The 23,918-nt window shown below is 48.8% G+C and carries 20 protein-coding genes; 7 read left to right on the top strand and 13 right to left on the bottom strand.

Features of this window, described 5'->3' with window-relative positions; all coding sequences use genetic code 11:
- Window positions 1-38 precede the first annotated feature (38 nt).
- The gene (locus MHM89_RS17595) at window positions 39-848 is read left to right on the top strand and encodes an endonuclease/exonuclease/phosphatase family protein (protein WP_239409369.1); all 810 of its coding nucleotides are present in this window, start codon (window positions 39-41) and stop codon (window positions 846-848) included.
- Here MHM89_RS17595 and MHM89_RS17600 read toward each other — a convergent pair.
- Together MHM89_RS17600 and MHM89_RS17605 are read right to left on the bottom strand one after the other, a co-directional pair.
- Window positions 843-4,427, bottom strand: coding sequence for a M1 family aminopeptidase (locus MHM89_RS17600; protein ID WP_239409370.1), 3,585 nt, complete (start codon window positions 4,425-4,427; stop codon window positions 843-845). The genes MHM89_RS17595 and MHM89_RS17600 overlap by 6 nt on opposite strands.
- Window positions 4,428-4,435: 8 nt before the next feature.
- A complete protein-coding gene (locus MHM89_RS17605; RefSeq protein WP_239409371.1) occupies window positions 4,436-5,320 on the bottom strand; it encodes an ABC transporter ATP-binding protein in 885 nt (294 codons plus the stop codon).
- Between the two features lie 162 nt (window positions 5,321-5,482).
- Here MHM89_RS17605 and MHM89_RS17610 point away from each other — a divergent pair, with 162 nt between their 5' ends.
- Complete coding sequence (locus MHM89_RS17610) at window positions 5,483-6,169, top strand: nitroreductase family protein (protein ID WP_239409372.1); 687 nt, start codon at window positions 5,483-5,485, stop codon at window positions 6,167-6,169.
- On the opposite strand, the gene MHM89_RS17615 is transcribed toward MHM89_RS17610, so the two are convergent.
- From MHM89_RS17615 to MHM89_RS17625, 3 genes are read right to left on the bottom strand one after another with little or no spacing between them, the layout of a single operon-like run.
- Window positions 6,164-7,219, bottom strand: coding sequence for an efflux RND transporter periplasmic adaptor subunit (locus MHM89_RS17615; protein WP_239409373.1), 1,056 nt, complete (start codon window positions 7,217-7,219; stop codon window positions 6,164-6,166). The genes MHM89_RS17610 and MHM89_RS17615 overlap by 6 nt on opposite strands.
- Window positions 7,209-10,478, bottom strand: a complete 3,270-nt coding sequence (locus tag MHM89_RS17620) for an efflux RND transporter permease subunit (RefSeq protein ID WP_239409374.1) — start codon at window positions 10,476-10,478, stop codon at window positions 7,209-7,211. The genes MHM89_RS17615 and MHM89_RS17620 overlap by 11 nt, the downstream gene beginning before the upstream one ends.
- Window positions 10,479-10,481: 3 nt before the next feature.
- Window positions 10,482-10,778: a metalloregulator ArsR/SmtB family transcription factor gene (locus tag MHM89_RS17625; RefSeq protein WP_022943931.1), complete on the bottom strand. Its 297-nt coding sequence runs from the start codon at window positions 10,776-10,778 to the stop codon at window positions 10,482-10,484.
- A 136-nt stretch (window positions 10,779-10,914) separates the two neighbouring features.
- On the opposite strand from MHM89_RS17625, the gene MHM89_RS17630 reads away from it, so the two are divergent.
- The 3 genes from MHM89_RS17630 to MHM89_RS17640 are packed head-to-tail and all read left to right on the top strand — an operon-like array spanning window position 10,915 to window position 13,286.
- Window positions 10,915-11,103 carry a DUF2892 domain-containing protein gene (locus MHM89_RS17630; protein WP_239409375.1) on the top strand — a complete coding sequence of 63 codons (189 nt, stop codon included), beginning with the start codon at window positions 10,915-10,917 and terminating at the stop codon, window positions 11,101-11,103.
- A gap of 1 nt (window position 11,104) precedes the next feature.
- Complete coding sequence (locus tag MHM89_RS17635) at window positions 11,105-11,449, top strand: rhodanese-like domain-containing protein (protein WP_138510120.1); 345 nt, start codon at window positions 11,105-11,107, stop codon at window positions 11,447-11,449.
- A 58-nt stretch (window positions 11,450-11,507) separates the two neighbouring features.
- Complete coding sequence (locus tag MHM89_RS17640; RefSeq protein WP_239409376.1) at window positions 11,508-13,286, top strand: alkaline phosphatase D family protein; 1,779 nt, start codon at window positions 11,508-11,510, stop codon at window positions 13,284-13,286.
- On the opposite strand, the gene MHM89_RS17645 is transcribed toward MHM89_RS17640, so the two are convergent.
- A complete protein-coding gene (locus tag MHM89_RS17645; RefSeq protein ID WP_022943927.1) occupies window positions 13,283-13,828 on the bottom strand; it encodes a PH domain-containing protein in 546 nt (181 codons plus the stop codon). The two genes, MHM89_RS17640 and MHM89_RS17645, sit on opposite strands and share 4 nt — an antisense overlap.
- Window positions 13,821-14,225: a DUF3224 domain-containing protein gene (locus tag MHM89_RS17650; protein WP_130145051.1), complete on the bottom strand. Its 405-nt coding sequence runs from the start codon at window positions 14,223-14,225 to the stop codon at window positions 13,821-13,823. The genes MHM89_RS17645 and MHM89_RS17650 overlap by 8 nt, the downstream gene beginning before the upstream one ends.
- A 139-nt stretch (window positions 14,226-14,364) precedes the next feature.
- Here MHM89_RS17650 and MHM89_RS17655 point away from each other — a divergent pair, with 139 nt between their 5' ends.
- Window positions 14,365-16,152, top strand: a complete 1,788-nt coding sequence (locus MHM89_RS17655) for an ABC transporter transmembrane domain-containing protein (RefSeq protein ID WP_239409377.1) — start codon at window positions 14,365-14,367, stop codon at window positions 16,150-16,152.
- On the opposite strand, the gene MHM89_RS17660 is transcribed toward MHM89_RS17655, so the two are convergent.
- Window positions 16,142-16,774 carry an OmpA family protein gene (locus MHM89_RS17660; protein WP_045980297.1) on the bottom strand — a complete coding sequence of 211 codons (633 nt, stop codon included), beginning with the start codon at window positions 16,772-16,774 and terminating at the stop codon, window positions 16,142-16,144. The genes MHM89_RS17655 and MHM89_RS17660 overlap by 11 nt on opposite strands.
- Before the next feature lie 83 nt (window positions 16,775-16,857).
- Window positions 16,858-17,682, bottom strand: a complete 825-nt coding sequence (locus MHM89_RS17665; RefSeq protein ID WP_082342272.1) for a transporter substrate-binding domain-containing protein — start codon at window positions 17,680-17,682, stop codon at window positions 16,858-16,860.
- A 33-nt stretch (window positions 17,683-17,715) separates the two neighbouring features.
- Here MHM89_RS17665 and chrA point away from each other — a divergent pair, with 33 nt between their 5' ends.
- Complete coding sequence (gene chrA, locus MHM89_RS17670) at window positions 17,716-18,855, top strand: chromate efflux transporter (protein WP_235420072.1); 1,140 nt, start codon at window positions 17,716-17,718, stop codon at window positions 18,853-18,855.
- A 7-nt stretch (window positions 18,856-18,862) separates the two neighbouring features.
- Here chrA and MHM89_RS17675 read toward each other — a convergent pair whose 3' ends face one another.
- The 4 genes from MHM89_RS17675 to speA form a co-directional block, all read right to left on the bottom strand.
- Window positions 18,863-20,056: a mechanosensitive ion channel domain-containing protein gene (locus tag MHM89_RS17675; RefSeq protein ID WP_045980275.1), complete on the bottom strand. Its 1,194-nt coding sequence runs from the start codon at window positions 20,054-20,056 to the stop codon at window positions 18,863-18,865.
- Window positions 20,053-20,973, bottom strand: a complete 921-nt coding sequence (locus tag MHM89_RS17680; RefSeq protein ID WP_053911679.1) for an acyltransferase — start codon at window positions 20,971-20,973, stop codon at window positions 20,053-20,055. Before MHM89_RS17680 ends, MHM89_RS17675 begins: the two co-directional genes overlap by 4 nt.
- Before the next feature lie 2 nt (window positions 20,974-20,975).
- Entirely contained in the window at window positions 20,976-21,869 is an 894-nt protein-coding gene (locus tag MHM89_RS17685; RefSeq protein ID WP_053911680.1) for an acyltransferase, read from the bottom strand.
- Window positions 21,870-21,965: 96 nt separating this feature from the next.
- The gene (gene speA, locus MHM89_RS17690; protein WP_045980273.1) at window positions 21,966-23,846 is read right to left on the bottom strand and encodes a biosynthetic arginine decarboxylase; all 1,881 of its coding nucleotides are present in this window, start codon (window positions 23,844-23,846) and stop codon (window positions 21,966-21,968) included.
- Window positions 23,847-23,918 lie beyond the last annotated feature (72 nt).

Here is a 23,918-nt window from a genome sequence, read left to right on the forward strand (position 1 = left end):
CACAGCCCATTGGCAGCCCTTCAAGGTACATCATTGTCGTGATCAGTTTATATTTGGTGTTTTACAGCGCATTTCTACTTTGGCAACAGTGGGTGTTACCAGCTGCCAGTGAAGACATCCAGGGCATTGTCTCAACGCCACGGCAATGCGCGCAGCAACTCAGAAAACCAATCACCACGCACACTGACGTCCTACCACAGCGTATTGAAGTCCTCAGTTGGAATATTTATAAAGCACAACATGAACAGCTGCTACCGGATTTAAGAGCACTGTCTCAGGGCGTTGACTTTGTGCTTTTACAGGAGGCGTTTCGCGACCAACAACTCTTTGCTATTAAGCCTTATGCACGCTTTTCCCCCGGCTTCCGGGGGTGGTCAAAACAAACCGGTACCTTATTGCTCAGTGATTTTCAGCCACAGCTCTATTGTCGCTTTTACCAACGCGAACCCTGGCTGCGAACACCGAAGGCATCAAGTATAAGCCGTTATGCGCTAGCGCAGGGGGGCAGTTTACTTGTGGTGAACCTCCACGGTATCAACTTTACCTGGGGCACCGAAGACTATCAACGCCAACTAAAAACCTTAACCCTGCTCATCGCTCAGCATAACGGGCCTGTTATTTTTGCTGGCGATTTCAATACCTGGAGCCACGCCCGTCAACAATTAGTACAGCAGCTATTAACTCCTTTGCAGTTAGCACCGGTGACCTTATCCCCTGACCAGCGCACGCGTTTTTTTGGCTATGCTCTGGATCAAGTGTGGACCCGAGGGGTAGAAATAAAAAGAGCTCAAGCGTTGGCACGCGAGAGCTCAGATCATAACCCGATATTGGTGTCGTTAAGCTTATAGCTTTTTCACGTTATTAGCGCTATCACGATCGACTAATTTAATGAGTGGGTCGACACCTGCAAAACTTGGCCGCTCATCAACGTACAGCTCTAGTGTATTGGCGCCTGAGACCAGCTCATGCTTTTGTAAGTAAATTACTGAATCATTGGCACTTAACTGTTCAGGGTCAAAGTGGAACAAGCCGATATCTACCAGCTGCTGCATGGGCTCTTCTGTCTCGACCCCCTCACCATTGGCATATACTTTTTTGGCATCAATGCTCAAGGTCACTTTAAACTTACCGCTTTGCTCATTTGTTTCACTCACGACTACATCTTCTAGCGCTAGCTCATACAAAGTGATGCGTTTAAACTGATCATCAATAAAGGCCTGTTCTTGCTCATTCGCTTGCGCTTTGAGGTGACGCAACAGGTCAAGAGTTGTGGGGTAAGGGTTCGTTTGGTACTTAAACTCCTGTAAAAAGTGCCGCAATGCCGTATTGGTGCGCTTATCGCCTAACCTATCAGCAACCGCCATCATCACTACCGAGCCTTTACGATAGTGCAAATATTGCTGATTTTCAGAGCGATATAACGGCATCTCGCGATAACTTTCCATAGTGCGGCCCTGTAAATAGCGATCTAACTCATACTTGAGGAACTTACGCAGCTTCTGCTCGCCATATTTTTCCGCCATCACTTGCAGTGCACTGTACTGAGATAAGGTTTCAGATATGACCGCCGACCCCTGCACATTAGCGGCACCAACTTGATGCCCCCACCACTGGTGCGCAACCTCGTGAGCGGTTACATAATAAGGCAGGTTAATATCATCTGGGTCTCGCAAATCGGTGATGAAGCCAATACGTTCAGAATAAGGAACGGTGTTTGCGAAGCTCTGCGCAAAGCCACGGTAACCCGGGAACTCGAGGATTCGTAGCTGTTTATGCTGGTAAGGACCAAACTCTTTGGTGAAATAATCGATCGAGTCCTTAGTAGACTGGATCATCGTATCGACATTCCACGGGTGGTCACGATGATAATAAACTTCAATATTGATGCCTTTGTAACGCTCTTTCTTCACCTCTAAGCGGGCCGACATAATATTGTAGAAGTCCACCATAGGCGCATCCATCTCATAGCGATAAGTCCGGCGTCCGCGTTCTTCATCTACTTGCTCACTTTGCAAATAACCTGGGGCGATAGCAAATTGGTCAATATCAGTGCTCACCGTGGCGCTGAAATCAATAAAACCGACGTTGGCACCAAAGAAATTTTGCCCATAATAGCGACTATCCTCGAGGTCATTGGCACGCTCAAGCTCGGGTAAATCACGCTTGCGACGCTCGTTACGATCCCATAACTGGTAATCAAGGCGATAGCCAAATACCGGTAATAGTTCCGCGTTATTAATAAAGGTGCCATTTTCAACCAAGCTGGTATCAAAGCCGCTATCTTTAAAGCCTTGGTGGGCACGTACCACAGTTAAAGTGCCTTGACGCACCTCCCCTGGCTGCAAAGGTTTTTCGAACTCAAACCACCAAGTGTTTAAGTCATCAATCTTTTCACCTAAGGCACCGCCTTCTAGTTGCACCTGCCATTGTTCACTGTACTGCGGTTTACTCACCAAGAAACGTTCAATCACTTGCTCAGTTGGGTTGGTGAACGTGATATCGGCTTGTGCTTCAATACGTCGGCGCTGCGGATAGATATCAGCGGTAATATCCACCTTAGTTAACATAGGCACAGGCGCTTCTTTATATTGGCCCAATTGCTTTTCGTATTGCACCTGCAGAGCTTGAATATCGTCTTTGGTGTGAAATTCGTTCAGTACCCGCGTGTTGTGGTATATCCACGCGCCACTGGCGACAAACATCACCAACCCACAGACTGCCAATACTTGCCCTTTACCGCCTAAGTTATAACTGAGCAGTCGTATACGCGCCAATAGGCTTTGTTGCGGACCTCGGTGCCATAAGCCGTAGCCTAATGCTGCCAAAGCTAAGGTCATACCTAACCAATACACATTGTACCAATGCACTGCATTAAGAAAGTGACCGTAAGTATTCAAATCAGAATAAGGCGCGGCTGGGGAGCCGGCAAAGTCATACATGTTATGACTAAAGCCATAGTTGTTAAGGATCAAGCTTACGGCGTAATAGACAATAAACAGTACCATGCCCACATATTTATTGGGGCTGATCACTTGGAAGAAGAAGGCCAACACTGTGGTCATAAATAAAGGCACTAAGGTTAAGTAACCCAAGCGGAATAAGTATTGACCCAGTTCGATATTAAAGTGACCTTTGATCAGCTGATAACTAATAGTGAGCGCCATCCCCACTACATATAACATCACTAATACAGCGGTCACAGCGGTTAACTTCGAGCCCCAAAACACTAAGTTATGTGCTGGGTAAGAATCGATGATATCGCCAAACTTTGAGTTGCGCTCACGCCATACCACTTCAGCAGAGTAGTACACCAACACAATGACCATCAACACGCCCATGGCCCCTTGAATAAGCGGAACCATAGTTTGTGTCAGCGGCCAGTTGGATACGCCATAACTGACCCCTGGTGCGAGTAGCGGAGCAATCAGCATAAACAACGTGATGGTCGCTAAAATCAAAAACGCTGGGCTCATTAATACCTGAGCAAACTCAAGACGGGTGCGCATCATAAACTGACTGCGAGTATTAATGCTCTGTACTCGCACAGAGATATTGTTGGCTAATGCTTGTTGCGCGCGCTTACGCATTGATTGCGATACACCTGGGCGCTTTTTATCTTTACCTTGGCTCTGATAACCACTTTTGAGTCCTAGCAGCGCAAACACGACTCCTGCGACAGCGAGCCATAGCACGCGGTTATACAGTAGGTAGCTGGAAAAAGGTAATAACAGTTCATTCTTCTCAACCGTGGTCCAGTAACGCGTTACATCTGCAAATGCACCATAACCAAAGGGGTCTAATAATGCCGCCCACACCCGTACCGACGGCTCTTCAAAATACACCGAAAGAGTCGAATAAGTGAGAAATAGAATCACAGCGGCAATATATACAGCCATCATGGTACGAAAACGCAGCGCCGCTACATGACAAAACACCGCAATCACAAACAAAGTGGGCAAAGCGAGAACCAGATAAGGCTGCAGGTAGTGAGATAAATGCTGCTCGCCCAGCAGCTCGGCTGGCGACCAACCAAGCATGACGCCAAAAGCGCTCCCCGCAAATACACCTAAAGGTACAAACAGCATTACCACCGCAGTCACCACAAAAGAGCCTAAAAAGTGACCCAAGGTGTAAGCCTGCTTATTAAAGGGCTTGGTGTACACCAGCTCTAGCATGTTTTCAGTATCGTTGCGTAAGCTGGATGAAGCGACAAAGTTCACCACCGCAAAAAGCACGAAATTCAACGCCACAACTTGCACAAACGCATTCACAAACGGGCCGTTGAGATGCACGTTAGAACCCCACAACGGGAGGTTATCGCTCATGGTCATGGCAAACGAAAGTAGGAAAAACAATAAACTACAAACGTAAAAAGATGGCTGGCGCAAAAAATAGCGCAGCTCAAAGGCGAGCATTTTAAGTAACATATGCCCTCCTACACCTGTGCCGCTGCACGTTGCTGGTATAAAGTCGAGAAATACACGTCTTCTAAGTTACTGGGCACGGCCTCAAATCCTTCCGGCGGCGCATCGGCAAATACATGCAAAATAGTATTGCCAGCAAACAAGCGTTTAGAAATCACCGGTAGGTGCTGCTCAAGCTCTAACGCCTGCTGCTGATTGGCCACTTCTTTACGCCAAATCTGGCCATTAAGCTGATGGGTCAAATCGATAGGGTTGCCTTGCAGGAGAATTTCACCACCCGCCAGCACCGCCATGTTAGGGCATAACTCACTGACATCATCAACAATGTGAGTCGATAAGATCACCACTTTTTGCTCACCCAAACTAACTAATAGGTTGTGAAAGCGATTCCGCTCTTCAGGGTCTAAGCCCGCAGTCGGCTCATCGACTATCAGTAGGTCAGGGTCGCCAAGCAGCGCTTGAGCAATGCCAAAGCGTTGGCGCATGCCTCCTGAAAAACCACTCACTGCTTTCAGTTTATGCTCATACAAATTGGTGTGCGCAAGTAGGCCATCGACCACTTCTTTACGCTCTTTGGCGTTGTCTAACCCTTTTAATATCGCCATATGATCGAGCAAATCTGCTGCACTAACTCGGGGATAGACGCCAAAATCTTGTGGCAGATAACCCAGGCGGCGGCGCACTTCCTGCGGCTGTTTAAATACATCCAGTCCATCAAATTCGATGGTGCCGCTATCCGCTGTTTGCAAGGTTGCAATGGTGCGCATCAATGATGACTTTCCGGCACCGTTCGGCCCAAGGAGCCCAAACATGCCTTTAGGGATTGTTAAATTCACTCCTTTGAGCGCTTGCACGCCATTGCCATATGTTTTGGTAAGGCCTTGAATCGAAAGCACGGGGTATTCCTTTTTATATTTATTATTAGTGCCTAGGGTTATACCACAGGGGAAAGCGGGTACAAAGATGAACGCGACGTTAATATGTAAGTAAATATGATGTAGACAGAAATACCATTCGGACCTAGGCTAAAATCACCACCACCATTGAGCGAGTACACTATGCAGCCCCACCAAAATACCCCGTTAACCGACTTTATTGAGTACCCTGCCGCGCAAATGCTGACGCGTGCGCAGGAGTTTTTAGACACCGCCAAACGTCGCCACAGTATTCGTAGTTTTAGCGACCGTGCGGTTGATAAGCGCATTATCGAAACCTGTATTCAGGCGGCAGGCACAGCGCCGAGTGGAGCTAACCACCAACCCTGGCACTTTGTCGCTATCAATTCCGAAGCCGTAAAAAAGCAAATTCGCGAGCAAGCAGAGCAATTAGAGCAATTAGAGCGCTCGTTTTATGAGGGCCGCGCTGGGCAGCAGTGGCTAGATGCACTCAAACCTTTGGGCACCGATGCGCAAAAGCCATATTTACAACATGCGCCTTGGTTAATCGCGGTATTTAGCCAGAAAAAAGGCGGTTTACACACCGATGAGCAGCAACCCAATTATTATGTTCACGAGTCTGTTGGGCTCGCTACAGGCTTTTTAATTCAAGGCTTACATCGCGCCGGGCTAGCCACCCTCACGCACACTCCCAAGCCGATGAGCTTCCTGAGCGAAATTTGCGGCCGTAACAAGGACAATGAACGTCCCTATATGCTTATCGTGGTTGGCTACCCAAGTGACGATGCCACGGTGCCTAACCACGCTTTACAGAAAAAATCGCTGACTGAGATAGCAACATTTTTATAGCGCTGCGGGCTGCGCTTCGGTGGCTATTATCTCACCGGGGCTCAGCCCTGAAAGCACCTCGACCTGATCATCCACAATTTGCCCCAAACGAACATAACGGCGCTGCAATTGTCCTTGCTTTACCACCATGACCATGTCCAGCTGACCATGTTGGTGCACCCACTCGCGGGCCACCAGCACTCCTTGGCGTGAAGACGCTGGCAGCTCCAGCTGCGCATACAAGCCTGGCAGCAGCTTCGCACTTTGTGGCGCCGCAAAGCGCATCAACAGTGAGCGCGAACCACTGTCCGCTGCGGGGACCACCTCCACCAACGGCACGTCTGCGTGTAGCGCTAACGCGGCGATTGAAACTCGTCGCTGTGTGCCAATATCCAAGGTTAATGCCTGGCCTTCACGCACCGCAAACTCAAGCTGTAGTTGCTGCGGGTTGTAAATGGCCAGTAGCGCCTGCCCTGGGCTGGCAGTATCGCCCGGCTCAGCGAAACGCTCGACCACGCGCCCAGCAATAGGTGCTTTAATGGTGGCGTACTGTAAGGCAATCTGCGCTTGTTGCAACGCTTGTTGGGCCTGCTCAACACTGGCTTTGAGGTTGTCATGGTTGGCGGTAGCTACATCAATATCGTTTTGCGAAATCAACCCTTGTGCAAATAGCTCGTTAGCACGGCGAAGCTGTTTACTGGCCTGCGTCAATGACGCTTGCAATGCATTTACCTGCGCTTGGGCTTGCTGCACTTGGCTTTGTAGCGCTTGTTTATCAAGCTCAATCACCACTTGTCCTTGCTTTACGGTATCGCCTGCACGTACTAAAAAGCGCTCAATCTGTGCTAATACCCGTGCTGAAACTTGGGTATTTTGCTTGGCAATAACCTGCCCTGGCACCACTTCTGCCACATTTATGGCACTAAGCTCAACCTGATGGGTGGCGCCTCGGTATGATTGTTCATCGGTTTTAACTCCTGGCGCAATATGCTGAGTAAGCACCCCAGAAAACCACACTATTACGGCGGCTAAAATAGCTATGACGAGCGCCGCTGTTAACTTAGTTCGCATTGTTTGCTTCCTCTTTTGCAAAGACCAGGTAATACACCAAAGGCACGACCAGCAAAGTGAATAGGGTTGAGGCGAGAATGCCGAAAATAATCGCGATTGCGAGACCGCTAAAGACGGGATCAAAAATGATCATTATATTGCCCAGCAGGGTGGTCCCAGCGGTTAACAGCACTGGTCGCATACGTACCTGCACAGCGTTAATAAGCGCCGTTTTAATGGCTTCACCTTGGCGTCGTGATTGTTCAATAAACTCCACGAGGATCAGTGAATTACGTATGACGATACCGGCCAGGGCAATCATGCCAATCATCGCCGTGGCGGTAAATAACACCGGCTCCGGCGCGCCGGCAATAGCGCGCTCACCCAATTGATTCAGTAACCAAAAGCCGGGCATAATCCCAATAATGGTAAGCGGAATGGCCGACATAATAATTAATGCCAAGCTCATGGATTTTGTTTGCACCCGCAACAACACTAAAATGGCCGCCAACGCAAAGGCAAAGGCAATGCCCATATCGCGAAACACATCAATGGTGATGCGCCACTCCCCTTCGCCGCTAAAAGATACATCAATCCCCTCGCCAAGGTGCCATGCTTGAGTGCCACCCGAATCAACAAAAGTACGCTGCTGCCAAGGGGTGTTTTGCAATTCTGCCACGCCCTTATCGGCACTGACATCGGCAATCACTTCCGCCGGGGTACGGCCATTGAGCTCAGCCATAACATAGATAACCCGTTGTAAGTCTTTGCGCACAATGGGCTGGGGTCGCGCTAATGAGTTAAACTCGCCCAACTCGGACAGCGCCACCATAGGCTGAGGAGCGCTAGATAAACCAAGCTCCGAGCTACTTTGGCTAATATTGCGCTGACCTTTCACCTGCAGGGCGCCAACATGTGTTTGCGTACGGTGGCGATATGGCAGCGTCACCTCGATAGGCAGCGGGTTGATTTCATCATCAACATAAAGTTGACCGACCTGCTGACCTTTTAATGCCACCCTTAGCGCCGTGGCGATATCGGCGCTGGCTACCGCCGACAGTGCCGCTTTGCTGGTGTTGGTAACAAAGCGCAGCTGTGTTTGCGCGGCGGCCATGGAGCTGTCAACTTCAACAACATGGGGCTCTTGGCGCAGCCGCGCCATCACTTGGCGTGCGGCCTCACGGTGCTGTTGCGCATCAATAAACGGTTTGGCATAGACCTCGGCGACCAAAGTGCTCAGCACCGGAGGTCCGGGCGGCACCTCAATCACTTTAATAGTGATCCCATCTTGATTAAATTCGGCCAGCTTATCACGCAGCCGTAACACCACGGCATGGGACTGATGCTGGCGTTGCGATTTATCGTGTAGTAATACCCGTAACTCCCCCTGATGCTCGCCAACGCGGCGGTAATAACCTCGCACCATACCATTAAAGTCCATACTCGAAGGCTGGCCGACGTACGCGGCAATGGCCTTGACCTCATTAAGCTGCCACACCTTGTGCTGAACCTGCCGGGTCAATGCCGCTGTATGCTCCAATGCCGTCCCTTCGGGCATGTCAATGAGCACCTGCACCTCACTTTTATTATCATAGGGCAGTAACTTCAGCGGTACGGCACGCATCACTGGTAAGCTGGCACTGAATACAAATAACGCTAAAACCGTATACAGCACCCATTTGGCTCTGCGTGGTTGGCTAAGGATGTAACCCAGCAATTGGGTGTATTTCTGCATCGCTTTGCTTGGCTCCCTGAGCGCCAGACCTTGCTCTGGCTTGAGGATACGCATAGCTAGCCATGGCGTTACGAAAAATGCCACCAGCGTCGATAGCGCGACACTGATTGGCACGTTAAACGCCATGGGCGCCATATAGGGACCCATCATTCCGGTAATAAAGGCAAGTGGAAAGAAGGCCACCATAATGGTCAATGTTGACATCAACAGCGGCGTGCGAATTTCGCTGATGGCAGCGACGATGTTATCTTTTCGATCACCAGAGCGATTAAGGTAGCGACTGATATTGTCTATGCCGGTGATTGGGTCATCGACTAATAGCCCCAAGGCTAAAATGAGCGCGAACAAGGTGACGCGGTTAATGGTGTAACCAAATGCCCAATCTAAGGTGAGGGTGAGGCCATAGCAAATAGGCAAGGCCAAGGCGATCACGATCGCTGGACGCCACCCTAGAAACACGCCAATAAAGAGCACCACGGTAATAATGGCAAAAGCCAGGCTGGCGCCGAGGTTATTGACTTTGTCATTCGCTGTTTGGCCATAGTCGCGTAGCGTCACCACTTTGACTTCCGGCGGCAACAGCTGTTGTTGCAACCGCGCCATTTCTCGATGCACCGCATCGGCAACCGCTACCGCATTACTACCCCCTTGCTTTGCCACGCTTAAAGTCACTAAGGGCAGCTGCTGGTGATCGCCGTGTTGTAACCACTGGTAATGACTGGGCTCACTGGGGCCGACGGTGATCTCGGCGACGCTATCTAAGCGCACTGCCTGACCATTGACAACATTAACCACTAACTCACTGAGCTGCGCTTGATCACGTAATGCATCACCGGCTTGGACATGCACCCGCCATGGGCCTTGAGCATCGTTGACTCGACCCACTTCATGCAACTGATTTGATACCTCCAGCGCATAGAGAACATCTTGTACCGTGGTTTGATGGGCATTGAGTGCGCTGATATCGAGATAAACATAGGCGCTGCGTTTACGCCCGGCGACCACCTTTACCTCGCTCGTATCCGCCAAGCGTTGTAAATTGGTGGCTAACTCCTGGGCCATGCGGGTGAGGTCATAATCGTTGTAGAGCTGCGGTGCCTCGCTATACAAGCCCAACATCACAATGGCCACATCATCGACCGATATGGGCTTAATCTGCCACTGCTTAACCACCTGAGGCATGGTGTCTTGATAGGCATATAATTTTGCATAAGTGTCTATCAAAGCTTGCTCGCGGGAATGACCTACCTCGAAACGCAGTGTGGTCACTAATTGCTCATTAGCCGTGGTGGAATAGATGTGTTCAACCCCTGGAATTTGCGCCAGCAGCTTCTCTAGTTTGATGGTCACCAGCCGTTCGACTTGTGGCGCCTCAATTCCGGGCACGGCCACCGTGATATCAAGCATAGGCACGGTGATCTGTGGCTCTTCCTCACGCGGGGTATAGCTTAAGGCTAAGGCACCAAGCACCAAGGCCACAATGAAAGCCACCAACGCAAAAGGGCCGTTCAAACTCGCTTTTACTGTTTTATCCAAGGCGTTCACAGCCTACTCCTGACAAAATAGCGTGTATAAAGTCTGCAAAATGGCCTTAGCGTTATCATCACACAACTGGTAGTAAATGGTCTGACTCTCACGCCGCGTGGTCACCATGTTTTCGTTACGCAATACAGCGAGGTGCTGTGATAATGCCGACTGACTTAACGGCACTGCATCATTGAGCTGGGATACGCTGAGTTCACCCTGCTGCAAACTGCATAGGATCATTAGACGGTTTTTATTTGCCAGAATCTTCAGCAGGCTTTGTGCCTGCTCAGCGCTGTCGGCTATTTTACTGAAATCCACGTGTCGCTCTTGTTGTGAACTGAGAATGGCAGAAGTATAGAAAGGAATATTAGCCTTGTCTAATATTAATTGTTGCTAATTTAGATTTTACTAATATACTGAATATAGTCTCTCATCTCTAACAAGGTGTATTGCTATGAATATATCTGCTGCGCTGCGACTGATTGCTGGCGTTATGATCCTGATATCCTTACTGCTGGCGCATTTCGTCGACTCTAACTGGCTATTTTTTACTGTATTTATTGCCCTTAATCTTATCCAATCAGCATTTAGCGGTTGGTGTCCTATGATGTATATATTAAAAAAGCTAGGCATGGAGGAATAATATGCTGACCCCAATCCCAGATTTACTGAAAACCATCACCCCTAATCAACGCCGCATTAGCGCCGAGCAAGCGAAAGCGGAGCTAAGTGATAATCATGGCTTATTGATTGATGTACGCGAACCCGCCGAGCATGCAACCAAAGCCGCCACTGGCGCTATTAATATTCCTCGGGGGCTATTGGAAATGAAGCTGATGGAAATTGAAAAAGACGCCAACCGCCCTATCTACTTACACTGTGCCAGCAGTGCGCGGGCGACACTAAGTGCCGAGCAGCTCACGCGCGTTGGCTACAAAAATGTCACCGTCATAACCTGTAAGGCCGATCATATTTGTCAGGTGTTTTAACCTAACAGTAACATGACTCCGATATGCTCTGTATTTTTAGGTTAATGGGTACAGAGTAATGACGTTAACGCGGAGAAGTTTTTTAAAGGCATCGGCAGCCGGGTTTGGTGCTGCCGTTTTATCGCTCGGCCTCAGTGGCTGTGTATTCGATAGTGACGATGACGATAGCGTCGATGTGAGCTTTGATCACGGTGTCGCCAGCGGCGACCCACTCAGCGATGCCCTCATTATTTGGACTCGAGTAACACCGCAACAGCCAGTTAGCAGCCTCAAAGTGCAATGGCAGGCGGCGACCGATCCCGAATTTATCAACATCAGCCATGATGGCGAGGCGCAGGTAAGTGCCGACAGTGATTTTACATTGAAAGTGGACTTACAAGGTCTCGATGCGAACACTCAGTACTACTACCGCTTCAAGGCATATGGCAAAACCTCCCCAACGGGTAAGGGGAAAACGCTGCCAACAGGCAATATCGAGCAAGTTAAGTTCGCCGTGCTTTCATGCGCAAACTACCCTGCTGGCTATTTTCATGTATACGGCGAGGTTGCCAAACAACCCGACTTAGACGCGGTATTACACCTTGGCGATTACCTCTATGAGTACGGTAATGACGGTTATGCCACTGCCGATGCAGCGGCCCTTGGGCGCCTACTACCGCAAGATAACAGCACAGAAATGTTATCGCTTGAAGATTACCGTAAACGTTATGCACATTACCGCACAGATACCGACCTGCAAGCAGCGCACAGCCATTGTCCATTTATTGTGGTGTGGGACGACCATGAAATAACCAATGATACCTGGCGTGATGGTGCCCAAAATCATAGTGAGGACGAAGGGGATTTCACTCAACGTAAGCTTTATGCCTTACAAGCTTACTTCGAATGGATGCCCATACGTAATGTGGCCGACAAAGAGCGTATTTATCGTCGTTTTGATTTTGCTAACCTAGTGTCTTTGTACATGCTGGATACCCGCGTACTGGCCCGCGATGAGCAACTTAGCTTTGCTGATTTTGATCTTGCTAGCGCCCCAGGACAAGCGCAGTTTGCCAGTGCTATTAGCTCCTCATCACGGGCTCTTTTAGGTAGTGAGCAATTAACTTGGCTACAAGATGGCATTATGACCTCTGACTGCCAATGGCAAGTACTCGCACAGCAGGTACTGATGACGAAGATGCATATGCCGGTGGAAGTATTACAGCTGCTCGGGAGCCTGCAAGTAGCCTTGGCTAGTGGTGAAGATACAAGCGCCCTGCTCACCCAAGCCAATGCATTGTTCGCTGAGTTGGCGCAAATAAAAACACGCATACTAGCCGGGGATCCCACTGTCAGTGCCAACGAGCGCGCCTGGGTAGAAACCAAAGTACCCTACAACCTTGATGCCTGGGACGGTTACGCTTATGAGCGCGAGATGTTGCTCGCCAGCGCCGTAGCTGCGCAAAAGGATTTAGTTGTACTTGCTGGCGATACCCATAATGGTTGGGCAGGTCAATTGCGAACCGACGCCACTAATCCCATTGCTGCTAACCAAGCGGCTGGCGTTGAGTTTGCCACCGCTTCGGTTTCTTCCCCTGGACTTGAAAGTTATTTATCCCTGAACACTCAGGATCCGCAGGCAGTAGCACAAATAGAGCAGGTCATCACCTTGCTGATTGACGACCTTACCTATAATAACTTAGTGGATCGGGGTTATCTTACGGTGACGTTCACCGCCGAGCAGGCACAGGCGCAGTGGCATTACATCAACACGGTAAAAGACAACAATTATCAAGTGCTTTCAACACGTTCAAAGCAGTTATCGGTGAATGCCGGTAGTCGTCAGCTGATAAGTTAATCTGAACGCTGCTCGAGATGCTTGAGTCGCGTATCAATCCGTTCTACAACTTCGACCAAGCGTGCCAACAGCGCTTGGTCGCTAGGTTGTGACATAGACTCTGATTGTGTTTGTTGGTGCTCAGCTAACCGCTCTTTTTGCGCCAAAATGGCCTCACGGAACTGCTGTGCATCCACTACTCCAATGAGTGACACTAACGCACCGGTACCCGACTGGCCCGCTGTTTCAAAGCTCAATTGATGAATACCAAACAGTCGCATCAATGGCCCTTGCGTTAACCCCACATCGGTAATTTTATCAAGGGGAATGGTTTTTTCAGTGCGTACCAAAATACCGCGTTTAACAAACAGCTTTTTTTCACTCAAGGTTGCCGACATGGCCGCCAACATACGCCCTGATACAAGCCACACAACAATGGCAATAACGGGGATAAAAACAATACCAAACAAGGTCACGGTAGCAACCAATAACCACAAGACCAACCAGTATTGTTTCACTTTGGGGTTAAATTGCGCGCTGTGTAAAATCGTTTCACTACTCATTAGTACTACCTAGCTGGTAGTCAAATACGTAATGGTGAGCACCATTGTCCATATTGATGGTCATTTTCCCACTCAAGCCTCGCAATTCGCCGCTACCTGAATCCGGCACCACCTCAAGGATCAGTGTATCTTTGCCTTGGTTCATGGTACCGAAGTGCTGGAGTACGAAGCTGCCTTTTTTGTCACCCAGTGTCCCAGTGACCTGCTCCAAGGCAACATAACCAGCGGAGCCTTGCACTGGCGTGCGGGCACTGAGCATTTCACCTTGACTAATACCGTGGAGCTCACCACTAAAGGTTTTATCTATCGACATTCTTCCTAAATCAATACCGTCTACCCCAGTGGCATAACTTTGTTGCGGGTTTAATTTAACGGTAAAAGTTCCTGTTGCTTGCATGGTGGCTTCCTGTTGGTTAGTCCTTGTACTCTAGTTGTATAGAAAAACCACCAACAACGCAACGTTGGTATCATAGCAACCATGGCGCCAGTGCATAGGTTTGATACACTGAGCACTTAATCCGCAGCAAAGTACGCATATGAACACAGCCGGTAACGAAAAAAGCGCTTTGCGCTACCTCCGCCCTATTTTTAAATTTGTGTGGCCTTATAAGTGGGTGGTTATCGCCGCCCTCGCAGCGCTACTACTGACCGCAGGTATTAACCTCTCGTTGGGACAGGGGCTCAAGCAAGTGATTGATGACGGCTTTATTGCTGGTTCAATTACTCAGCTACGACAATCTGTGATGGTGCTTATTGCGCTAATCGCGATCATGGCGGTGGGAATTTTCTGCCGCTTTTACATGATGTCGTGGCTAGGTGAGCGCGTTAGTAACGATATTCGCAAGGCGGTGTTCGCGCGTATCGTCTCCCTGCACCCAAGTTACTTTGAAGAGAATCGCAGCGGCGAAATTATGTCGCGCCTAACCACCGATACCACCCTATTGCAAAGCATCGTCGGCTCGTCTTTATCCATGGCACTGCGCAGTGCGTTGATGCTTGTCGGCGGCATCATTATGTTGTTTATCACTAATGTGAAGCTGACGTTGATCGTACTGCTGTGTGTACCGCTGGTGCTCTTACCTATGAAGTTATTCGGCCGCCGCGTACGCACGTTAGCAAGTAGCTCCCAAGACGCTATCGCTGATATCAGCACCTATGCTGGCGAGGTCATGCAAAACATCAAAACTGTTCACAGTTTTAACCGCCAAGCGATGGAGCAAAACGCTTTTAATGGTGAGGTAGATAAAGCTTTCTCAGTCGCCAAACGACGAATACTTCAGCGCGCCATCCTGATAGCCCTCGTGATTTTTATCACCTTCTCGGGGATCAGTTTTATGCTCTACAGCGGCGGCGTGGATGTTCTCAATGGCGCTATGACTGGCGGTGAGCTGGCAGCCTTTGTTTTTTATGCTGTGGTGGTGGCGATGTCGGTAGGCACAGTGGCGGAAATATATGGCGAACTGCAACGCGCGGCAGGGGCCGCTAAGCGCCTAGTAGAGCTACTGCAAGTACGCAGCGATATAATCGACCCAACGAATCCGGCCCGCTTTGACAACAACCAAAGCGAAACGGCCATTTTAGCTTTTAATGAGGTGAGTTTTTGCTACCCCTCGCGACCAGATAAACCCGCCCTTAATGGATTTAACCTAACCATTAACGCTGGCGAGACCATTGCAATTGTCGGCCCTTCGGGGGCGGGGAAAAGCACCTTGTTTGAGTTGTTACAGCGTTTCTATGACGTGAGCAGTGGCCAAATTAAGTTGCACAACAAAGAACTTAGCACTTTGTCTTTACACGCGCTTCGTGACGAAATGGCTATGGTGGCCCAGCATCCAGTGCTGTTTAGCGCCGATGTTTATCACAATATCGCGTATGCGCGCGAAGACGCCACACAAGCCCAAGTTATCGCTGCCGCGAAACAAGCCTATGCACATGAATTTATAAACGACTTACCTGATGGCTACAGTAGCTTTTTGGGGGAGCGGGGGGTGCGCCTATCGGGAGGGCAAAAACAGCGCATTGCCATTGCTCGTGCGATTTTAAAAGACCCTAATATTTTACTTTTAGACGAAGCGACCAGCGCTTTAGACGCCGAAAGTGAGTTTCATGTGCAAGCCGCGCTGACCCGACTCATGCAATCCCGCACAACGCTAATTATTGCCCATCGTTTAAGTACGGTGATGCATGCGGATCGCATCGTGGTCATGGACCAAGGTAAAGTGGTGGCCGTTGGTGACCACCCGACATTATTGCAACAATCGGCGCTGTATCAGCGCCTATGCGAGTTGCAATTTAATCAGCCTTCGCAGTTATCTAGTTCTTAACGTTAGGCACGATTTGGATTTCTACACGACGGTTCAAGGCGCGACCGTTAGCCGTGGAATTATCCGCAACCGGGCGACTTTCGCCAAAGCCTTGAGTGCTCACACGCGCCGCTAAAATTTGCTTGTTCACCAAGTAATTTTTAACGCTCTGAGCACGCTGCTCAGATAAACGTTGGTTATAATCACTGGCGCCGGTGCTGTCGGTATGACCTTGAACGCTCAGGTAGGTTTTCTCGTACTTGTTCATAACACTGGCAATTGCGTCTAAAGTACGGTGGAAACCACTAGAGATATAAGATTGATCGGTGGCAAAGGTAATATTTGAAGGCATCACTAAACGGATGTTATCGCCCTCGCGTACCACTTCCACGCCCGAGCCCGCTAATTCATCTCGAAAAGCCTGCTCCTGCTTATCCATGTAGTCACCTACCGCAGCACCCGCTAAGGCGCCAATGGCGGCACCGATAAAAATACGCTTGTCGTCATGATCGCCCGTCGCTTTACCTAGTACGGCGCCAATACCGGCACCGATACCTGCACCTTTTTGTGTATTGGTTGCTTGGCAACCTGACAACACCACTGTTACCGCTACTGCTGTAGCCACTGTAGAAAAACGAGTCATACGTTTAACCATTGTGAATTCCTAAATAGTTGAGTATGCAGGTGATACTAGCAAAGATTAATGAACTAGAGGTTAAAACCGTGCTAATTAATTCCGTTTTGAGGCATCACTGGAGGTAGCGCATAAGGTTTGACCAACGCACTTAACTCGCCACTGTTAAGCATTTTCTGGTACTGCTGATTAATTTTCTCAGCCAGTGTGCTGCCAGCAAAACGCGATGCAAACGCCATATGACCATAAATGGCGTCTTGGTACCTATATGGGTGCTTCATAAGTTGATGTGCCGGACGTTGCAGTACGCCCATGGCATGTTCTGCCGTCGCTTCGACGCCAATAAACAGGTCTACGCGGTCTTTAAGTAACATATCTAAAGCGATTTGCTCTGACGTCACTGGTACTTTTATCAGCTTTTCATCATTGTCAAAGCGCGCAAAGTGCGCCGCTCCGCGCATCACCGCAATACGTTTCCCATACAAGTCGTTGTAGTGCTCAATGTTAAAGCTGGGTGTCTTTAGTGAATAAAAGCTAAATGATGAGTGCAATGCCATATAAGCTGGCGTGACAAACTGCAGTTGTTGTTCACGAGCAGGGGTACGTATTAGCCCGCCCATTATATCGACTTCATTATGAGTGAGTAAGTAAACACAGCGAGAAAACGGGCATGCAATTACGTTGATATCGAAGTTTAGCTCTTGTGCTATCGGGCGCAGGATATCAATAATCAGCCCTTTAGGTGCGCTCGATTCGGTATTGCTATACGGCGGCGCATGATCGACGGCCACACTAACAACCGTGCGAGCACTGGCACAAAGCGAATATACCAACGTAACTATCAGCAAAAAAAAGACGCGTGCTCTTACTACCACCTGTGCCCCTTGCAACCAACACCGCTGTGCCTGTACTGTCATATTAATGACAACTAATCGAAGTATAGTTTAGCGATGAAACTTTTATCGTTATTTTACCAGTTTTTCCTCCTCGGCTGCACTAGCTTTGGTGGCCCAGCAGCACATTTAGGTTACTTTCAACGCCACTTCGTTGAAAACAAGCAATGGTTATCACAGCAGCAGTACGGGCACTTGATCTCGCTCAGCCAGCTATTACCAGGTCCCGGCAGTTCGCAGGTAGGCTTCGCAATTGGCTTACACCATGCGGGCGTGCTTGGTGGCATCGTTGCTTTTGTTGGCTTCACCTTGCCCTCTATGTTGATTATGGTGTTATTGGCTGTTGGCGCGCAGCAATTAGGCTGGGGGCTGTCTGGGTTGATCATTGGCCTAAAACTTTTCGCAGTCGTCATTGTTACTGATGCACTGATAACGATGACTAAAAGCTTTTGCCCTAACTGGCAAACAAAAGCGTTAGCATTGCTCAGTGCCTTGGCACTTATTTTTGTTCCTTCCCTTTACACTCAACTGGCCATTTTAGCCGTAGCTGGCGTAACCGGTGCTTGGTTATTAAAACCGATGGAGTGCGCCGAGTCCGAGTCACCTACACGACTTAACTGGCCGGCTTTACTGCTCTTTTCAGTGCTGTTTTTACTTACCTTTAGCGCTGCTTCTGGCTATTGGCAACTGGCTGGGCAGTTCTATCAAGCGGGATCTTTGGTATTTGGCGGCGGCCATGTGGTGTTACCGCTGTTAGACACTATTCTGACGGATGTTGACAGCGATGCATTTTTATCCGGCTATGCAGCCGCTCAGGCTATTCCTGGGCCGATGTTTACCTTTGCTACGTACCTTGGTGCTATCATGACACCGCATGCGCCTTTGCTAGGTGCTACCTTAGCCACCTTAGCCATTTTTACGCCTGGTTTTTTGTTGGTTATCGGCTTTCATCGCCACTGGCAGTCGTTATTGAGCAACCCACTCGTTGCTGGCGTGAGTAAAGCCATTAATGCTGCAGTGGTGGGCTTTATTGCTGCCGCTTTATACAACCCGATCATCCCCGCAGGCGTAAGCCAATGGTGGTATGGTCTTGTTGCCATTATCGGGCTGTGGGTGTTGCGCCAGTATAAACCGCCAATACTTATGGTAATCGCCAGTTTTGCAGCGCTAGGGCTACTGCTGGCAAAGTTGCCCTAACCGCCGATTAGTTAGGGCTACTCATTTGCCCAGTAATACTCTGATATGGGCGTAATTCGAACACAGGCAGCATCGCGAGCAGATGATCCATAATCTCAGCCTGCAAGTGCTCATAAGAGATCCAGCGTTTATCGGCACTGAAGCAGTAAAATTCAATAGGCAGACCGTGGTTTAGTGGCTGCATCTCGCGCACCATTAAGGTCAGCTCATTGTTGATGCGCTCATGCTGCTTCAAGTAGCCCTCGGCATAGCGGCGAAATAACCCGAGGTTAGTGACCTGCTCCGGCAAGTTACTGGCTTTGACATAATCATCAATATTAATGCTGTCGCTGATACGTTGCTGCAATGCCTCGTCGGCGAGGCGAATACTGTTCATATCGATATTCAGCGAGCGCTTTATCCGGCGACCACCAGACTCTTGCATACCGCGCCAATTCTTAAATGAGCCGGCCACCAGCATATAAGTTGGAATTGTGGTGATAGTGTTATCCCAATTGCGCACTTTAACGGTGTTCAGGCCAAGATCGATTACTTCACCGTCAGCGCCGTAGTTATCAACCTGAATCCAATCTCCGTAGGTAACCAAGCGATTAGCGGCAATTTGAATACTGGCAACGAAGCCCAAAATCGTGTCTTTAAACACCAACATAGTGACCGCTGCAATAGCACCAAAACCAGAGATAATATAGGTGGGAGACTTCTCCAGCAGTAATGAGAAGATTAAGATGGCGCAGATTATAAAAGTCACCAGCTTTACCAGCTGGATAAGGCCTTGAATCGGGACTTCTCGGGCAAACTCAAACTGATTATAGATAGCACCACCAACACTGACGACACTACTGACGATAAAGCCGCCATACACAATAAGCGCTATTTGCGCTAAGGTCCGTACAACGCCACCCACCAGCTCGGTGCTTGGAAAAACGTTCTGGAAAAAGGCTAAAAACACCACACAGCAAATAATACCGGCGACGCGACGATTCAGCTTTTGTAGCAACGGCGCCAGCATAGTAATGCGCTCTGGTGATAACTTGGCGGCCAGCGACTGTACACCTGGCAACATCAAGCTGCGCAGGAAAAAATACAGCAACAGAATCGCCAGCATCCCCAAACCTGTCGCGGTAATCGCACTGAATAAACTGGCTTGCTCCATGCCCTCAAACCAAGGCTCGACTAGGGTTTGTAACTGGCTCTCATTCATAGTTCACCTGTTGAATTCGCAACGTCAGAACACACCTCAGTGACAGGTGCATGATTGTGAGCAATCAACGCATCTTTCTGATGCCACATAACATTGAGGTGTTTTTGAAACTCAACGCGAAAGGCTTTGTCTTGCTGATAATCCCCCACTAGTTGTGGCGCAATTTCTCGCACCTCTACGGAGAGTTCAATATGAGTAAGTCGGCCAGTTAAAAAGTCGCGACAGATATGGCTGCCCTGTGATTGGTAGTGCAACGTTGCATCTAAGAGACCGTCAAATTGCTCCCCTAGCACTTGCAGTGCAAAGGCGATACCGCCAGCCTTGGGCTTGAGCAAATGGCGAAATGGACTCTCTTGGCGTTGATGTTTACTGGCCGTGAAACGTGAACCCTCGACAAAATTAACGATACACGATGGATACTGTTTAAAGTTATGGCAACTGCGTTTGGTTCGCTCTACGTCCATACCTTTGAGCTTTGGGTTCTTGGCTATTTGCTCTTTGCTAGCACGCTTCATAAAGGGCATACCCATAGCCCATGCACCGCTGCCAATGAGTGGCACATATTTTAACTCATCTTTGAGGAAGAACTTCGGTGCGGGTAGCTCATTCACCGCACTAAGAACAACGATATCAAGCCAGCTGAGGTGATTAGATATCAGTAAATACCAAGCGCCTTTTTGCACTTCACCGTTGAACGACACATCAAAGTTCTCACAGCCGATCTTTAACCCTAAACGATTACCACCACGCCAGCCATTGTAGGCGCTATGTAATAAGACGGTCACTACATGCAGAGGCAACACTAACTTCACTAAGCCTAAGAGGAATACGATTACTCCCCACACCAGTGTATTCACTAGTAACACACAGCCAGCTAAAATCCCTGCTAACCAATTGGGTAGAAATCGCTTGAGCATAGTTAACTCCTGTTATGCTTTGCTAAATCGTCAAATACACGGTCTTTGTCATGCCACATATCATTAAGTTGCTGCTGAAAAGATACCCGAAATTCATTGTCATTGCTGTAGTCGCCCACCAACTTTTTATCAAGCGGGAGTACCTCAACATGCACAGCAACCTCTTTCACTTTGCCTGCAGCCAAGTCCAAAAATGTGGGGATGCCGCCGGGGTAATGAATGGTCACATTCACTATCTTGCTGATCTGCTCTCCCATCGCTTGCAGCACAAACGCGACACCACCCGCTTTAGGCTTCAGTAAATGCTTAAACGGACTGCGTTGGCGCTGATGCTTGTCCTCGGTATAGCGCGTTCCCTCTACGAAGTTGACAATAGACACCGGCATTTCTTTAAACTTTTCGCAGGCTTTGCGTGTGGTTTCGATGTCTTTGCCACGTAGTTTAGGGTTTTTCTTTAATTGCGACTTGCTGGTGCGTTTCATAAAAGGAAAATCTAATGCCCACCAAGCTAGGCCTAAAAAAGGCACGTACAGTAGCTCTTTTTTCAAAAAGAAATTCAAAAATGGAATGCGGCCCCGAAAGATGCGCTGCATCACCAAAATATCGACCCAACTTTGATGGTTGGCAATCACGAGATACCAATCTTTTTTGCGTAGCTTATCAAGGCCACTCACTGTCATCTTATAGGGAGTGAGCAATTTTTGATTCAATGAGTTACCACCCACCCATAACCCTGCCATGGCTTTTGCCGCCGCACTCATTAACTTTTGCCAAGGCTTGATTGGCAATAATTTCAGTAACCCGCAAAGCACGATGGGGAAAAACCAAAACAGGGTGTTAATCGTGTACAAACTAACACTTAAAACTTGCCTAACTACAGCTACTACAGCGCGCAAAACGACTTTCCTATATAGGTATAAAAAACAAGCGCTAATAATAGCGCTTTTTATCGACAACAGAAAACCGATCTGTTGATGTTACTAACAACAAAGTTAATCTTCGAAATAGGTGTATCCGCTCAAGCCTTGTTGTAGCTGTTCAATATACGCCTTTTTGATGTCACTATCGATATCAAGCGCGTTGATACGCTGGTGATAGACTGCTGCTAAGTCATCGCTATCGTAATGCACAAATTTTAATACGTCCTGAACACTGTCGCCCTTGAGTTTATGACTTAATTTAAACTCGCCATTATCACTGTGCACATGCACCGAGTCGGTATCACCGAAAAGGTTATGGAGATCGCCAAGAATCTCTTGATACGCACCCACCATAAACATAGCGACATGATACTGTTGGCCGAATTCATAACGCGGTATCGGCAGGCTCGTTTCAATCCCCGCCCCGTCAACATAATCACGAATTTGACCATCGGAATCACAAGTGATGTCTTGGATAATCACACGCTGCTCCAATGGCTTATCTAAGTTTTCTATGGGTAGTACCGGGAATAATTGGCCAATCCCCCAGACATCGGGCAGTGATTGGAACAGCGAGAAATTCACAAATAGCTTATCAGCGAGCTTTTCGTTAAGGTCGTCCAATACCTCGCGATGGGCACGCACCGAATCCCGCAAACAATCACGTACCTTATGTAAGGTGCGGAAGTAAAGCTGCTCCACTAACGACCATTGCATAATACCCAACATGCCATGAACATACTGGCTATGAGCCTCACTAAATAAGTGCATGGCATCGTGATAGCTCTCCAACGCCATACGACTGCTCACCGCTTCACAAGTGTGCCGCATTTCTATCACTACAGAAGGCAAATTTTGGTACTGGTCGATGGCTACATCGTTATTTGGGATGCGCTCCACATCCACCACATCGGTAATCAGCACGGCATGATGAGCCGTCAGCGCTCGTCCTGACTCGGTAATGATATGTGGATGTGCTAAATCATGGCTGTCGCTTACCTCACTAAATGCGGCCACCACATTGCGCGCGTATTCTTCCACGGTGTAGTTCATAGAACAGCTGCTGCGCGACCCCGAACCTTCGTAGTCCACACCTAGACCACCACCGACATCAACCGTTTGTAGCGGTACGCCCATTTGCGATAGTTGCGCGTAGTGGCGTGCACACTCTTTGAGCGCGCGTTGAATGTCGCGAATATTGGCAACCTGTGAGCCAATATGAAAATGCACGAGTTCCAGCAAATGTAACTTGCTTTGTTGACGTAGCAGTTCGACAGCTTGCAGTACCTGCGAGGCGGTCAGGCCAAACTTGCCTTTTTCGCCGCCGGTATTTTGCCACTTGCCCTTACCCACAGAGTTGAGGCGAATACGTATACCTATTGCTGCTTCTAGGTTCATGGCCGCCATTTCTTTGAGTAAGGCATCCAATTCAGAGAGCTTTTCGATAACAATATTAACCTTGTGGCCCATGGCTTGACCAATTAATGCGAGACGCAAAAACTCACTATCTTTATAGCCATTACACACTATGGTGATATTTTTTTGTGCCAGTCCCAATATCGCCATTAACTCTGGCTTAGAGCCCGCCTCTAAACCGACTTGGTTGCTATCATGGGCCAATAACTTATGCACCACCGAGCGCTGTTGATTCACTTTAATTGGGTAAACACAGGTATAGCCGCCTTGATACTGCTTCGCCTCATTCGCCTTAGCAAATGCACCAATAAGCCGTGAGGCTCGGTGCTGCAGAATATCGGTGAAGCGCACTAATACCGGTAACGTCAGACCTTGCTCTTTAAAGCTTTCCACCAGCTTATTTAAAGGCAAACCTGGGCGACTATGATCGCCATCCGGGTACGCCACGAGCTCGCCCTGCGGATTAATATCAAAGTAACCGTCGCTCCAGTGACTTACGTTATATACGGCCTGAGCAGCCTGGTAACCCCATTGCATAAAGCACTCTCAATATTGACCTGTGAATTTGCCGCTAGTGTAATACCTTAAAGTGTTCCTAGCGAATAGAAA

This window comes from Pseudoalteromonas sp. CNC9-20, assembly GCF_022347875.1.
GTDB classification, from domain to species: Bacteria; Pseudomonadota; Gammaproteobacteria; order Enterobacterales; family Alteromonadaceae; genus Pseudoalteromonas; species Pseudoalteromonas ruthenica.

What these genes read in the sequence shown, in the direction of transcription:
- MHM89_RS17600 (WP_239409370.1), bottom strand. Translation starts at nt 4,427, where the DNA reads ATGTTACTTAAAATGCTCGCCTTTGAGCTGCGCTATTTTTTGCGCCAG.
- MHM89_RS17610 (WP_239409372.1), top strand. Translation starts at nt 5,483, where the DNA reads ATGCAGCCCCACCAAAATACCCCGTTAACCGACTTTATTGAGTACCCT.
- MHM89_RS17615 (WP_239409373.1), bottom strand. Translation starts at nt 7,219, where the DNA reads ATGCGAACTAAGTTAACAGCGGCGCTCGTCATAGCTATTTTAGCCGCC.
- MHM89_RS17630 (WP_239409375.1), top strand. Translation starts at nt 10,915, where the DNA reads ATGAATATATCTGCTGCGCTGCGACTGATTGCTGGCGTTATGATCCTG.
- MHM89_RS17635 (WP_138510120.1), top strand. Translation starts at nt 11,105, where the DNA reads ATGCTGACCCCAATCCCAGATTTACTGAAAACCATCACCCCTAATCAA.
- MHM89_RS17640 (WP_239409376.1), top strand. Translation starts at nt 11,508, where the DNA reads ATGACGTTAACGCGGAGAAGTTTTTTAAAGGCATCGGCAGCCGGGTTT.
- MHM89_RS17645 (WP_022943927.1), bottom strand. Translation starts at nt 13,828, where the DNA reads ATGAGTAGTGAAACGATTTTACACAGCGCGCAATTTAACCCCAAAGTG.
- MHM89_RS17650 (WP_130145051.1), bottom strand. Translation starts at nt 14,225, where the DNA reads ATGCAAGCAACAGGAACTTTTACCGTTAAATTAAACCCGCAACAAAGT.
- MHM89_RS17655 (WP_239409377.1), top strand. Translation starts at nt 14,365, where the DNA reads ATGAACACAGCCGGTAACGAAAAAAGCGCTTTGCGCTACCTCCGCCCT.
- MHM89_RS17660 (WP_045980297.1), bottom strand. Translation starts at nt 16,774, where the DNA reads ATGACTCGTTTTTCTACAGTGGCTACAGCAGTAGCGGTAACAGTGGTG.
- MHM89_RS17665 (WP_082342272.1), bottom strand. Translation starts at nt 17,682, where the DNA reads ATGACAGTACAGGCACAGCGGTGTTGGTTGCAAGGGGCACAGGTGGTA.
- chrA (WP_235420072.1), top strand. Translation starts at nt 17,716, where the DNA reads ATGAAACTTTTATCGTTATTTTACCAGTTTTTCCTCCTCGGCTGCACT.
- MHM89_RS17675 (WP_045980275.1), bottom strand. Translation starts at nt 20,056, where the DNA reads ATGAATGAGAGCCAGTTACAAACCCTAGTCGAGCCTTGGTTTGAGGGC.
- MHM89_RS17680 (WP_053911679.1), bottom strand. Translation starts at nt 20,973, where the DNA reads ATGCTCAAGCGATTTCTACCCAATTGGTTAGCAGGGATTTTAGCTGGC.
- speA (WP_045980273.1), bottom strand. Translation starts at nt 23,846, where the DNA reads ATGCAATGGGGTTACCAGGCTGCTCAGGCCGTATATAACGTAAGTCAC.